Consider the following 12,328-nt stretch of genomic DNA (forward strand, 5'->3'; position numbering starts at 1 on the left):
CTGTTGGTTTCAAACTGCGTCTGCCCGCAGTCCCCCGAACACACGTAGGACGATCAGAAAAGTTTCAGGTTTGCGATCACGCGGGATCACGGAAGCGTCAGATCACTCACCTCGAAGGAGTGCTTCGACCTCAGCACGGTCGGGCATCGCCTGCGCCGTTCCCGGCCGCGTCACCTGTAGTGCTGCGGCGGCGACACCGAAGCGTAGCGCCTCAGGAACCGGGCGGCCCTGATCCAGCGCCGCGACCACGGCCCCGATGAAGCAGTCCCCGGCCCCCGTCGTGTCCACCGGATCGACCGGGAAGGCGGGCTGCTCAAAAGTCTTTGCCCCCCGCCATATCGCCCCTTTGGCGCCGTGCGTGACGATGAGATTGGACACCGGAAGATCGGATATGTCGCAACCCAGATGGTCGGCCAATTGCTGCGCCTCGATGTCGTTGACCACCACGAGATCGGCGAGGGGCAGCATTTCGGCCACCTTCCCGGCCTTGAACGGTGCAGCGGAATAGACCACGAAACACCCCCGCGCCTTCGCCAGACGGGCGGCGTCCGCGCCGAGCGTCGCTTCGTTCTGGAGCATGAAGTGATCGCCGGGCCCCGCCTCGGCCAAAGCGCCTTCGATCAGGTCGAGCGATTGTTCGTGGTTCGCGCCGGGCAGGACGACGATCAGGTTTTCGCCTTCGCCGTCGACATAGACACAGGCGTTCCCCGTCACCGATCCGTCGGTCCCCACAAACCGCACATCGACGCCGAACTCGGCAAGCATGTCGCGCCCCGATCCGTCCGGCCCGACCATGCCGATGTGAACGACCCTCGACCCCATTTTGGTGGCTGCAACCGACTGGTTCGCGCCCTTCCCCCCAAGCCCGAAGTCGTAACCCGTGGCCGCCAACGTCTCACCCGGAACCGGCAGATGCGGCACCCGGTAGAAATGGTCGACGTTGATGGACCCGAGATTGAAGATCGTCATCAGCCGACCTTGCAGGCCGCGAGAACCGCCATGTTCAGAATGTCGTTCGCGGTCGATGTGGTGGAACAGATCTGAATGGGTTTCTGAACACCCGTCAAAATCGGGCCGATCACCGTGGCGCCGGCCATTTCCTGCATCAGCTTGACCGAGATCGAGGCCGAGTGACGGGCAGGCACGACGAGGATGTTCGCCGGTCCCGACAGACGACAAAACGGATAGTGGGACAGCACGTCGGCATTGAGCGCGACATCGACCGTCATTTCCCCGTCATACTCGAAATCCACGCCCCGCGCTTCGAGGATACCCGGAGCTTCGTGCATCTTCTCGGCCCGTTCCGAAATCGGGTAACCGAAGGTCGAGAACGACACGAAGGCGACCCGAGGTTCAAGCCCAAGGTCGCGGGCCACGGCCGCAGCGCCCTCGGCGATATTGGCGAGGTCTTCGGCCTCCGGCCATTCGTGAACCAACGTGTCCGCGATGAGCACGATCCGACCCTTGTGAAGCAGCGCGGTGACACCGACCGCGCCATCCTGTGGCCGGGCATCGAAGACGTGGTTGATGAGTTCCAGCACATGCGCCGATTTCCGGGTTGCGCCGGTGACCAGCGCGTCACCGTGACCATGCGCCAACATCAGCGACGCGAAAACGTGCCGGTCGCGGGCGGCAAGCCGATGGATGTCTTTGCGATCATGCCCAGCGCGCTGAAGCCGTTCATAGAGGAACGCCTTGTAGGTCGCGAGGTGATGGGTGTTGGCGGCATTGACCACTTCGAGTTCGGCGACGGCATCGGCGAGCCCCGCACCTTCGAGTTTCTCCTTCACATCGGAATCGCGCCCGACGACCAGCGCCTTGCCGAAACCGTTGCGCTGATAGGCGACAGCGGCCCGCAGAACATGCGGATCATCTCCTTCCGCAAAGATCATCGTGGCCTGCGCGGCGCGCGCACGGGCATTGATCGACCGAAGGATCGAGGCGGTCGGGTCCATCCGCGCCTTGAGCTGGTTCTCATACCCGTGCATGTCGATGATCGGCCGCCGCGCCGCGCCACTGTCGGCCCCGGCCTTCGCCACAGCGGGCGGGATCGTGTAGATCAGACGCGGATCGAACGGAGTCGGAATGATGTAGTCGCGTCCGAAGGTCAGCTTCTTGCCATAGGCAATGGCGACTTCGTCCGGCACATCCTCACGGGCGAGTTTGGCCAAAGCCTCGGCACAGGCGATCTTCATCTCGTCGTTGATGGCCCGCGCATGGATGTCGAGCGCACCACGGAAGAGATAGGGAAAACCCAGGACGTTGTTGACCTGGTTCGGGTAGTCCGAGCGACCCGTGGCGACGATCACATCCTCGCGGACATCGTGTACCTCTTCCGGCGTGATCTCCGGGTCCGGGTTCGCCATCGCGAAGATGACGGCGTTTTCCGCCATGCTAGACACCATTTTCTGCGTCACGGCCCCTTTGACCGACACGCCGAGGAACACATCGGCGCCCACCATCGCCTCTTCGAGCGTGCGCAGGTCGGTCTTGACCGCATGGGCCGATTTCCATTGGTTCATGCCCTCGGTGCGACCCTGAAAAATCACGCCCTTGGTGTCGCAGACGATGCAGTTGTCGTGCTTGGCCCCCATCGTCTTGAGCAGTTCGATACAGGCGATCCCCGCCGCCCCTGCCCCGTTCAACACGATGCGGCAATCGGCGATATCCTTGCCCGAAATGTGCAGCGCATTGATAAGCCCGGCGGCACAGATCACCGCCGTCCCGTGCTGGTCGTCATGGAAGACGGGAATATCCATCTCTTCCTTGAGCCGCTGTTCGATGATGAAGCATTCGGGCGCCTTGATATCCTCAAGGTTGATGCCGCCGAACGTCGGCCCCATCAATCGAACCGCATTGATGATCTCGTCCGGGTCTTCGGTGTCCAACTCGATGTCGATCGAGTTCACGTCCGCGAACCTTTTGAAGAGCACCGCCTTGCCCTCCATCACGGGTTTCGACGCAAGCGCGCCGAGGTTGCCGAGGCCCAGAACGGCAGTCCCGTTCGAGACGACAGCGACGAGGTTGCCCTTGTTGGTATAGTCATACGCGGTCTCGGGCGACGCGTGGATCGCTTCGCACGGGACGGCCACACCGGGCGAGTAGGCAAGCGACAGGTCACGCTGGGTCGTCATCGGCACGGACGGCGCGATATCGAACTTGCCCGGGCGCGGTTCGATATGGAACTGAAGCGCCTCTTCGCGCGTGATCTTGGGCTTTTGCGGCATTTTGGTCGTCCCTTCCTGTCGTCCGGGCTTCTCTAGCCGGGGCGCTTTGCCGCCTCAACCGCTATCCCGTTTCTTTAATTCGCCATTCTTCGGGCTTGGCGACATTTTCGTAAATGGCGAGCGGGTTCAAGCGCAATATTCGTATGCACCCGTATGTCCCACCGAAATCGCCCTTCCGGCGTGAACTTCACCCCCGCCCATACTAGATTTGGTCCGAATCAGGCAGGGGATCACAATGGGCACAATCCTTCTTACCGGCGGTGCGGGTTACATCGGATCTCACACCTATGTGGAGCTCGTATCGGCCGGGCATGAGGTCGTGATTGTCGACAACTTCTCCAACGCACGGGCCGATGTGGTGGAACGGCTTCAATCCATCACCGATGGGCCGGTGACCTGCTACAGGGGCGATGTGCTGGACAAGGCGTTTCTTGCCGACGTCTTTCGGCGCCATCAATTCGACGCCGTCATTCACTTTGCCGCACTCAAGGCCGTGGGCGAAAGCGTGCAAAAGCCGCTCGACTATTTCGAGGTCAATTGCACCGGGTTCTCGAACCTGTTGATGGCGATGAAGGACGCCGGGGTTTTCCGGGTCGTCTTTTCCTCGACCGCGACCGTCTATGGCGAACCGGTCTCGCTGCCCTATACCGAAGATCACAGGATCGCACCGGTGTCGCCCTATGCCCAAACCAAGGTGATCTGCGAAACCCTCTTGCGCCAATTGAAGGAGTCGGACGATCGCTGGACCTATGGCGTCCTGCGCTACTTCAATCCCGCCGGCGCGCACGATTCCGCCCTTATCGGCGAAGACCCGAACGACATTCCAAACAACCTCATGCCGTATATCGCGAAAGTGGCGACAGGGGAGCTTCCGCATCTGAACGTGTTCGGAAACGACTACGACACGCCCGACGGAACCGGGGTGCGCGATTACATTCACGTCGTCGATCTGGCCCAGGGCCATGTGCAGTCCGTGAACAAACTGATCGACGAGGGCGACACGCATGTCGTGAACCTCGGCACCGGCACGGGATATTCCGTGTTCGACATGCTGAAGTCGTATGAAAAGGCCTGTGGCAAAGCGTTGCCGTACGAAATCGCGCCACGTCGCGCAGGCGACATCGATTGCTTTTATGCCGACCCGACCACCGCGCGCGATTACCTTGGGTTCGAGGCGAAGCGCGGTCTGGACGACATGTGCCAGACATCGTGGAACTGGGTCTCGCGCATCCGCAACAGCTAGGGGTTTCAACCCCTCGCCGTGCCCGATAGATTCCGCCAAAGCCTGTCGGTCGGGGGACCCGCGTGAACACTGCCAACGCTGCCGTAACGCCCATGATGGCGCAGTTTCTTGAGATCAAATCCGGCTATCCGGATGCTCTCCTGTTTTACCGCATGGGCGACTTCTATGAGCTTTTCTTTGACGACGCGGTCGCGGCGGCCGAGGCGCTGGATATCGCTCTCACGAAGCGTGGCAAACACTTGGGCGACGACATCCCCATGTGCGGCGTGCCCGTCCACGCCGCCGAGGGTTACCTGCTAACGCTCATCCGCAAGGGGTTCCGGGTCGCCGTTTGCGAGCAGATGGAAGATCCCGCCGAGGCCAAGAAGCGCGGTTCCAAGTCCGTCGTGAAACGCGATGTGGTGCGTCTGGTCACGCCCGGAACGCTGACGGAGGATTCTCTGCTCGACGCCCGGCGTCACAATTTCCTTGCCGCATTCGCCGAGGTTCGGGAGGAGGGTGCGCTGGCGTGGGTCGACATATCGACAGGCGCGTTTCGGATCATGCAATGTCCCCGCTCCCGCCTTGGCCCTGAACTCGCGCGCATTGCACCGCGCGAAGTCGTCGTCAGCGAGTCGTCTGAAGCCGAATTGGCTGAGTTGGTCACTGATCTTGGTGCGGCGATCACACCGCTCGGTCGGGCGGCGTTCGACAGCACGGGTGCCGAGAAACGCCTTTGCGATCTGTTTTCCGTGTCGACACTGGACGCATTCGGCACCTTTTCGCGGGCGGATCTGGGGGCATTGGGTGCGATCGTCGAGTATCTCGACATCACTCAAAAGGGCAAACTCCCGCTTCTGCGCCCGCCTGTCGTTGAAATCAGCCAAGCCGCGATGCAGATCGATGCCGCGACGCGCCGAAATCTGGAGCTGACTCATGCCCTTGCAGGTGGGCGTGACGGATCGTTGCTTTCGACAATCGACAAGACGGTGACGGCTGGTGGCGGACGCTTGCTCGAACGCCGTCTTTCCAGCCCGTCAAGAACCCTCGATACGATTGAGAGCCGTCTTGAAGCGGTTGGGTTTTTGGTGGACGAGAGTCTTTTTCGGGCCGATTTGCGCGACGCGCTGCGCAAGGTGCCGGATATCGATCGCGCCGTCTCTCGCCTAGCCCTCGACCGTGGCGGTCCGCGCGACCTGACCGGCATTCGTGATGGTCTTGCGGCAGCGGCTGAGATCGCCGCGCAGCTTTCTTCGGTTGAACCGCCAAGGCTGATGCATGAGGCCGGGATGTCTTTGACCGGACACGATGCGCTCGTGGGGTTGTTGGATCGTGCTCTCGTGGCCGACCCGCCTCTGCTGGTTCGCGACGGGGGTTTCATTGCCGCGGGCTATGACGCGGAACTGGACGAAGCGCGGACCCTTCGCGACGAGGGGCGCGGCGTTATCGCTGGAATGCAGGCGAAATACGCCGAGATGGCCGGGGTTTCGTCGCTCAAGATCAAGCACAACAACGTCCTTGGGTATTTCATCGAAACCACGGCGACCCACGCGGAAAAGATGCTGTCGGCGCCGCTGTCCGAGACGTTCATTCACCGTCAGACGACCGCGAATGCCGTTCGCTTCACGACCGTCGATCTGTCGGAACTCGAGACCAAGATTCTGAATGCCGGAAACCGAGCGTTGGAGATCGAAAAGCGTCTCTATGACAGCCTGAAAGCCGAAGTCCTCTCCAACGCAGCGGCGCTTGGTGACGCGGCGCGTGGTCTTGCCGAGCTCGACGTTTCAGCGGCGCTGGCTGAACTTGCGGCCAGCGAAGACTGGTGTCGGCCCGTTGTCGAGAATTCGCGCGCGTTCGAGGTTCTGGGGGGCCGGCATCCGGTCGTCGAACGGGCGCTTCGTGCGCAGGGCGGCGATCCGTTCATCGCCAACGATTGCCACTTGGCGGACGGGTCAGACGGGGCCGACATCTGGCTTTTGACCGGGCCGAACATGGCGGGTAAGTCCACATTCCTTCGCCAGAACGCCCTGATCGCGCTTCTCGCTCAAGCCGGAAGTTTCGTGCCTGCGACATCGGCGCGGGTCGGCATTGTCAGCCAATTGTTCTCGCGCGTTGGCGCCGCCGACGATCTGGCCCGCGGTCGGTCGACCTTCATGGTCGAGATGGTAGAGACGGCAGCGATCCTCAATCAAGCCGACGACCATGCGCTTGTGATCCTTGACGAGATCGGACGCGGGACTGCGACGTACGACGGTTTGTCCATCGCTTGGGCGACGTTGGAACATCTGCACGAAACCAACCGATGCCGCGCCCTGTTCGCGACGCATTATCACGAGCTGACCCAACTGGCCGGGAAGCTGGACGGTGTCGACAACGCGACCATCGCCGTCAAGGAATGGGACGGCGAGGTGATTTTCCTGCACGAGGTCATCAAGGGGGCGGCCGACCGTTCATACGGTGTGCAGGTGGCGAAGCTGGCCGGGCTTCCGTCGAGTGTGATTGACCGGGCCCGGATCGTGCTGGACGCGCTTGAGAAAGGCGAACGCGAAGGCGGCGCGGCACAGAAGGCCTTGATCGACGATCTTCCGCTGTTCTCGGCCGTTCCCGTGCAGTCCGCCCCGGTGAGAACGGCGCCTTCCGTTCTCAAAGAAAAGCTCGCCGGAATTCATCCCGACGAGCTGACGCCCCGCGAGGCGCTGGATCTAATATACGAGTTGAAATCGCTCGAGAACGACTAGGCGTCAGCCCGGATTGGACGACACGCCCACTTGCGCCGCGCGAAGCAGACGGTCGTGCAGCATGAAGCCTTCGGCCATCACCTGAATGATCTCGCCTTTGTTCGTGCCGGGCACGGGCGCCTCGAACATGGCTTCGTGCTCGATCGGGTCGAACTTGTCGCCCACTTCGGGCGCAAGAATGCGGATGCCGTGTTTCGAGAAGATGTTCAGCAGCTCGCGCATGGTGAGTTCCAGACCTTCGGTCAGGCCCGAGGCTTTTTCGCGCAGATCGTCGTCAATCGCTTCCATAGCGCGCTTCATGTTGTCGTAGACCGGCAGCATGTCACGGGCGAGCTTCGATCCGCCGTAATTCTCGGCCTCGCGCCGATCCCGGTCGGACCGTTTGCGCGCATTCTCGGCATCCGCCAAGGCCCGCATGAATTTGTCTTTGAGCTGATCGCGCTCGATGCGAAGCGCCTCGACTTCGTCCACCTCTTCGAGCGGATCGGTTTCCGGTGCCACGTCTTCGTCTTCCGGCAGATCGGACTTGCCCTGATCCGCCATGATTTCTTCGATTGCAGCCTCGATATCCTCGAGCGGCTCTTTCTTCTTCGGGTCGGCCATTCTTTCCCTCATTACCCCCGGTCGGAGATCAGTTTCCCGACCAGCTGCGCAGTGTAATCCACGATCGGCACGATCCGCCCATAGTTGAGCCGGGTGGGTCCGATGACCCCAACCGCACCGACGATCTTTCGGTCAGCGTTCATATATGGAGAAACCACCAGAGAGGAACCGGAAAGTGAGAAAAGTTTGTTCTCAGAGCCAATAAAGATCCTCACACCTTCGCCATCTTCCGCCAGTTCGAGGAACTCGGCGATGTCTTGCTTACGTTCGAGGTCATCGAAGAGGCTCTTGATCCGGTGAAGCTCGGCCTCGTCCGCTGGGTCGGTAATCAGATTCGCCCGCCCCTGCACGATCAGGCGATCGGTTCCGGCACCATCCTTGTTCCAGACCGCAAGCCCGCTTTCGACCAGAGCGCGCGCGACCTCGTCGACTTCGCGCCGTCGCTTTTCGACCTCGCGCAAGATCACCTCCCGCAGTTCGGACAGCGTCCGCCCTTCGGCCAGCGAGTTGAGGAAATTCGCAGCTTCCCGCATTGAACTGGGCGTGTGGCCTTTGGGTGGGGTGAACAGCCGGTTTTCGACCTGACCATCTGCAAAGACCAGAACGGTGAGCGCGCGGTCCACGCCAAGGCTTACGAATTCGATATGCTTGATCGGCGCTTCGGACTTCGGTGTGAGCACAAGGCTCGCGCCGGACGTGATGCCGGACAGGGCCTTGCCGACCGAACTCATCAACGCCGGAACATCGGCGGAGTTCGAGCCGAGCGTTTCCTGAATTTTGTCGCGGTCGCCTTCGGTCAGATCACCGACTTCGAGAAAGCCGTCTACGAACATGCGCAGGCCAAGTTCGGTCGGGATGCGACCGGCTGAGACGTGAGGGGAATTCAACAGCCCGAGGTATTCGAGATCCTGCATGACGTTTCTGATCGTCGCCGCCGAGACCTTTTCCGACAAGGTGCGCGTCAGGGTGCGCGAGCCGACCGGATCACCGCTTTCAAGGTAAGCCTCGACCAGCCGCCGAAACACCTCACGCGATCGGTCGTTCAGTTCGTCCAGTCTGGGTGACCCGTCGGTCATGCCATTCTCTCCACCGGGCGGCCGCCCTTGCTTTTTTCATGGCGGCGTGACACCCACGCCGCAGAAAAATCAGGAAGGATACGCCATGCGCCCATCTGGCAGGAATGTAGATGAACTGCGCCCGATTTCAATTGAAACGGGCGTCACGAAACATGCCGAAGGGTCCTGCCTGATCAAGGTCGGCGACACGCATGTGCTGTGCACCGCATCGTTGGAAGAGCGCGTGCCGCCCTGGCTTCGCAACACCGGCATGGGATGGGTCACCGCCGAATATGGAATGCTGCCGCGGTCCACATCTTCGCGTATGAGGCGCGAGGCGACCGCAGGCAAGCAAGGCGGGAGAACCGTGGAAATTCAACGGCTTATCGGTCGTTCGCTGCGCGCGGGTGTCGATCGGCAGGCGCTTGGCGAACGTCAGATCACGGTCGATTGCGACGTCATTCAGGCCGACGGGGGCACGCGTTGCGCCTCGATCACCGGTGGATGGGTCGCTCTGCGCCTTGCGGTTCAGAAACTGATGAAGGCCGGCGACATCGTGTCGGACCCCTTGATCGATCCGGTCGCCGCCGTCTCTTGTGGCATTTATGCCGGTCAGCCCGTTCTCGACCTCGACTACCCCGAGGACAGCGAAGCCGGTGTTGACGGGAACTTCGTCATGACGGGAACCGGGCGATTGATCGAGGTGCAGATGTCGGCCGAAGGTTCCACCTTCTCCCGCGCTCAGATGGATGACCTTATGGGTCTTGCCGAAAAGGGCGTTGCAGAGCTGGTGGCCGCACAAAAGGCCGCCGTGGCATGACCCGCGCGTTCACCGACGACCGTTTGGTCATCGCCTCGCACAACAAAGGCAAGCTGCGCGAAATCGCCGCCTTGGTTGAGCCGTTTGGCGTGACCTGTTCCTCGGCATCGGAATTCGGGCTCGAAGAACCGGATGAGACCGAGGACACGTTCGCCGGGAACGCCCGGATCAAGGCCCACTTCGCGGCGAAGGCAACCGGATTGCCCGCATTGTCGGATGACAGTGGGATCATGGTCGATGCGCTCGACGGTGCCCCCGGGGTCTATACGGCGGACTGGGCCGAGACACCGGACGGTCGCGATTTTCCCATGGCCATGAGAAAGACGTGGGATCTTCTCGACGAACGAGGCGCAGCCGAACCCCGCACGGCGTCGTTCAATTGCACGCTGTGCCTCGCCTGGCCGGATGGGCATGACGAGATTTTCGAGGGCCGTGTGTCCGGTCGTCTGACATGGCCGATGCGCGGCGATCAGGGTTTCGGATACGACCCGATCTTCATCCCGGACGGTTTCGACATCACATTCGGCGAGATGGACCCGAAACAGAAGCACGAGATGAGTCATAGGGCCGTCGCATTCGCCAAGCTGGTAGAGGGCTGCTTTGACCGATAATTGGAGAGAGGGCGGTTTCGGCCTCTACATCCATTGGCCGTTCTGCGCCGCCAAGTGCCCCTACTGCGACTTCAACAGCCATGTGTCCTCACAAATCGAAATGGCCGACTGGCAGGCCGCCTATCTTGCCGAGTTGGAGCGTTATGCACGCGAAACCCCGAACCGTGTCCTGAGCTCGGTTTACTTCGGCGGCGGGACACCTTCCCTGATGGACCCCGCCGTCGTCGGTGCGGTGCTGGATGCTGTCGCCGGGCACTGGACGCCCGCGAACGACATTGAAATCACGCTCGAAGCGAATCCAAGCTCGGTGGAAGCCGAACGCTTCGCTGGCTATGCAGCGGCGGGCGTGAACCGGGTTTCGATGGGGTTTCAGGCCCTGAATGACCGGGATCTGAAGGCGCTCGGCAGGCTCCATGACGTTGAAACGGCCTTGGCTGCTTTGGACGTCGCGCGTTCGACGTTCGACAGGATCAATTTCGACCTCATCTACGGACGTCAGGACCAGTCACTCGAAGACTGGACCGCTGAACTTGAACGGGCGGTGGGTTTTGAGCCGGATCACCTGTCGCTCTACCAACTCACCATCGAGGACGGCACCGCATTCGGAGATCGGTTCGCGCGCGGAAAGCTGCGGGGCCTGCCGGACGAAGATCTGTCTGCGGATATGTATTTTGCCACACAAGACATCTGCGAAGATGCCGGACTGTGGGCTTATGAAGTCTCTAATCACGCCAAACCCGGCCAAGAATCTCGGCATAACCTGATCTACTGGTCGGCTGGTGACTACATCGGCATCGGCCCGGGCGCACATGGGCGCCTGAGCCTTGGAGGTCGACGCTGGACCACCTGGACCGAATTGTCGCCTTCGAAATGGCTGGATCAAGCGTTAAAGCACAACGGCGAGGCTGGTCGCGAAGCCTTGAATCGCGCGGACCAAGCCGGTGAATACCTGATGATGGGTCTGCGCACCACGCGGGGACTAGATCTAGACCGATACGAGGCTATATCCGGTGAGCAGCTGGATGAAATGGTTCTTCAGGACTTCGTCAAGAATGGCTACCTGAGCCTGAACAACCGTTACCTCGCCCCGACACGATCTGGCCGCGCCATCCTGAACGCGGTCATACGCGAGCTTTTGCCAAGCTAGACTTCACCGCCGAGCATGCGGCACAGATCGTCGAATTGATCGAGCGTTGCGTACCGGATCGTCACGGTCCCCTGATCGTCGCCATCCTTATGGTCGATCGAAACCTTCATGCCCGATGCAGCAGAAAGCGACTTTTCAAGCGCCACCGTGTCCGCGTCCTTTTGGGCCTTCTGGGCAGGGGTAGACTGCTTCTTCGGTGATGTGGGAGATTTCGCCAGACGTTCGATATCGCGAACGGAAAGCCCCTCTTTCACAGCACGACGCGCAAGCTCTACCGGATTTTCCGCTGTGATAATCGCCCGCGCGGCGCCCGCAGACAGGCGTCCATCCACGACCATCTCGAGCACTTCTTCCGGCAGATTCAGCAGACGCATCATATTGGCGATGTGCGACCGCGATTTCCCGAGGGCCTCCGCCAGCTTTTCCTGCGTATGCCCGAACTTCTCCATCAGATCGCGATAGCCTGCGGCCTCTTCAATTGGATTGAGGTCCGCGCGTTGGATATTCTCGATAATCGCGACTTCCAGCGCTTCGTTATCGTTGTAGCCACGGATAATCGCGGGAATTTCATGCAACTGGGCGACCTGAGCCGCACGCCACCGGCGTTCGCCGGCGACGATCTCATACGCGCCCTCTTTCGTGGGGTGCGGCCTGACGATCAGAGGCTGGATGATCCCCTTCTCACGGATCGAGTTGGCCAGATCCTCCAACCCTTCGGGCGTGAACCTGCGCCTCGGTTGGTCTGGGTTGGCTTCCACGTTCTCAATTGGAATCAACATATCGGGCTTTCTTTGCCCTTCGGACCCAACATGTGCCACTTCGGCATCCGGCTGAACATCGGCCATGAGTGCGGAAAGCCCGCGCCCCAATCCGCGGTTCGGTTTCTTCGTTGCCATGTCTGCCTC

Annotated in this window: 10 protein-coding genes; 5 read left to right on the forward strand and 5 right to left on the reverse strand. The window is 61.1% G+C overall.

The features are described from left to right. Positions 1-102: 102 nt before the first annotated feature. The gene (locus tag FCT00_RS05960; protein WP_138422222.1) at positions 103-969 is read right to left on the reverse strand and encodes a ribokinase; all 867 of its coding nucleotides are present in this window, start codon (positions 967-969) and stop codon (positions 103-105) included. Beyond that, positions 969-3,227, reverse strand: coding sequence for an NADP-dependent malic enzyme (locus FCT00_RS05965; protein ID WP_008332514.1), 2,259 nt, complete (start codon positions 3,225-3,227; stop codon positions 969-971). Before FCT00_RS05965 ends, FCT00_RS05960 begins: the two co-directional genes overlap by 1 nt. A 235-nt stretch (positions 3,228-3,462) precedes the next feature. On the opposite strand from FCT00_RS05965, the gene galE reads away from it, so the two are divergent. Further along, positions 3,463-4,470, forward strand: a complete 1,008-nt coding sequence (gene galE, locus FCT00_RS05970) for a UDP-glucose 4-epimerase GalE (RefSeq protein ID WP_138422223.1) — start codon at positions 3,463-3,465, stop codon at positions 4,468-4,470. A 92-nt stretch (positions 4,471-4,562) separates the two neighbouring features. Continuing rightward, the gene (gene mutS / locus FCT00_RS05975) at positions 4,563-7,187 is read left to right on the forward strand and encodes a DNA mismatch repair protein MutS (protein ID WP_138422571.1); all 2,625 of its coding nucleotides are present in this window, start codon (positions 4,563-4,565) and stop codon (positions 7,185-7,187) included. A 3-nt stretch (positions 7,188-7,190) separates the two neighbouring features. On the opposite strand, the gene FCT00_RS05980 is transcribed toward mutS, so the two are convergent. After that, the gene (locus tag FCT00_RS05980; protein ID WP_138422224.1) at positions 7,191-7,790 is read right to left on the reverse strand and encodes a nucleotide exchange factor GrpE; all 600 of its coding nucleotides are present in this window, start codon (positions 7,788-7,790) and stop codon (positions 7,191-7,193) included. A gap of 11 nt (positions 7,791-7,801) precedes the next feature. Then, a complete protein-coding gene (gene hrcA / locus FCT00_RS05985; RefSeq protein ID WP_138422225.1) occupies positions 7,802-8,866 on the reverse strand; it encodes a heat-inducible transcriptional repressor HrcA in 1,065 nt (354 codons plus the stop codon). An 85-nt stretch (positions 8,867-8,951) separates the two neighbouring features. Between hrcA and rph the strand changes: the two genes are divergently transcribed. Genes rph through hemW form a run of 3 tightly spaced genes read left to right on the forward strand, consistent with a single transcriptional unit; the run spans position 8,952 to position 11,423 of the window. Continuing rightward, complete coding sequence (gene rph, locus FCT00_RS05990) at positions 8,952-9,665, forward strand: ribonuclease PH (RefSeq protein WP_040884868.1); 714 nt, start codon at positions 8,952-8,954, stop codon at positions 9,663-9,665. After that, positions 9,662-10,276 carry an RdgB/HAM1 family non-canonical purine NTP pyrophosphatase gene (rdgB, locus tag FCT00_RS05995; RefSeq protein WP_138422226.1) on the forward strand — a complete coding sequence of 205 codons (615 nt, stop codon included), beginning with the start codon at positions 9,662-9,664 and terminating at the stop codon, positions 10,274-10,276. Before rph ends, rdgB begins: the two co-directional genes overlap by 4 nt. Then, the gene (gene hemW, locus FCT00_RS06000; protein ID WP_138422227.1) at positions 10,266-11,423 is read left to right on the forward strand and encodes a radical SAM family heme chaperone HemW; all 1,158 of its coding nucleotides are present in this window, start codon (positions 10,266-10,268) and stop codon (positions 11,421-11,423) included. Before rdgB ends, hemW begins: the two co-directional genes overlap by 11 nt. Here the strand turns inward: hemW and FCT00_RS06005 are convergent. After that, a complete protein-coding gene (locus tag FCT00_RS06005; RefSeq protein WP_138422228.1) occupies positions 11,420-12,319 on the reverse strand; it encodes a ParB/RepB/Spo0J family partition protein in 900 nt (299 codons plus the stop codon). The genes hemW and FCT00_RS06005 overlap by 4 nt on opposite strands. Between the last annotated feature and the right edge of the window lie 9 nt (positions 12,320-12,328).

It is taken from the genome of Maritimibacter alexandrii (assembly GCF_005871115.1).
GTDB classification, from domain to species: Bacteria; Pseudomonadota; Alphaproteobacteria; order Rhodobacterales; family Rhodobacteraceae; genus Maritimibacter; species Maritimibacter alkaliphilus.

Coding starts and splice junctions, on each gene's coding strand:
- FCT00_RS05960 (WP_138422222.1), bottom strand. CDS start 969: ATGACGATCTTCAATCTCGGGTCCATCAACGTCGACCATTTCTACCGG.
- FCT00_RS05965 (WP_008332514.1), bottom strand. CDS start 3,227: ATGCCGCAAAAGCCCAAGATCACGCGCGAAGAGGCGCTTCAGTTCCAT.
- galE (WP_138422223.1), top strand. CDS start 3,463: ATGGGCACAATCCTTCTTACCGGCGGTGCGGGTTACATCGGATCTCAC.
- mutS (WP_138422571.1), top strand. CDS start 4,563: ATGATGGCGCAGTTTCTTGAGATCAAATCCGGCTATCCGGATGCTCTC.
- FCT00_RS05980 (WP_138422224.1), bottom strand. CDS start 7,790: ATGGCCGACCCGAAGAAGAAAGAGCCGCTCGAGGATATCGAGGCTGCA.
- hrcA (WP_138422225.1), bottom strand. CDS start 8,866: ATGACCGACGGGTCACCCAGACTGGACGAACTGAACGACCGATCGCGT.
- rph (WP_040884868.1), top strand. CDS start 8,952: ATGCGCCCATCTGGCAGGAATGTAGATGAACTGCGCCCGATTTCAATT.
- rdgB (WP_138422226.1), top strand. CDS start 9,662: ATGACCCGCGCGTTCACCGACGACCGTTTGGTCATCGCCTCGCACAAC.
- FCT00_RS06005 (WP_138422228.1), bottom strand. CDS start 12,319: ATGGCAACGAAGAAACCGAACCGCGGATTGGGGCGCGGGCTTTCCGCA.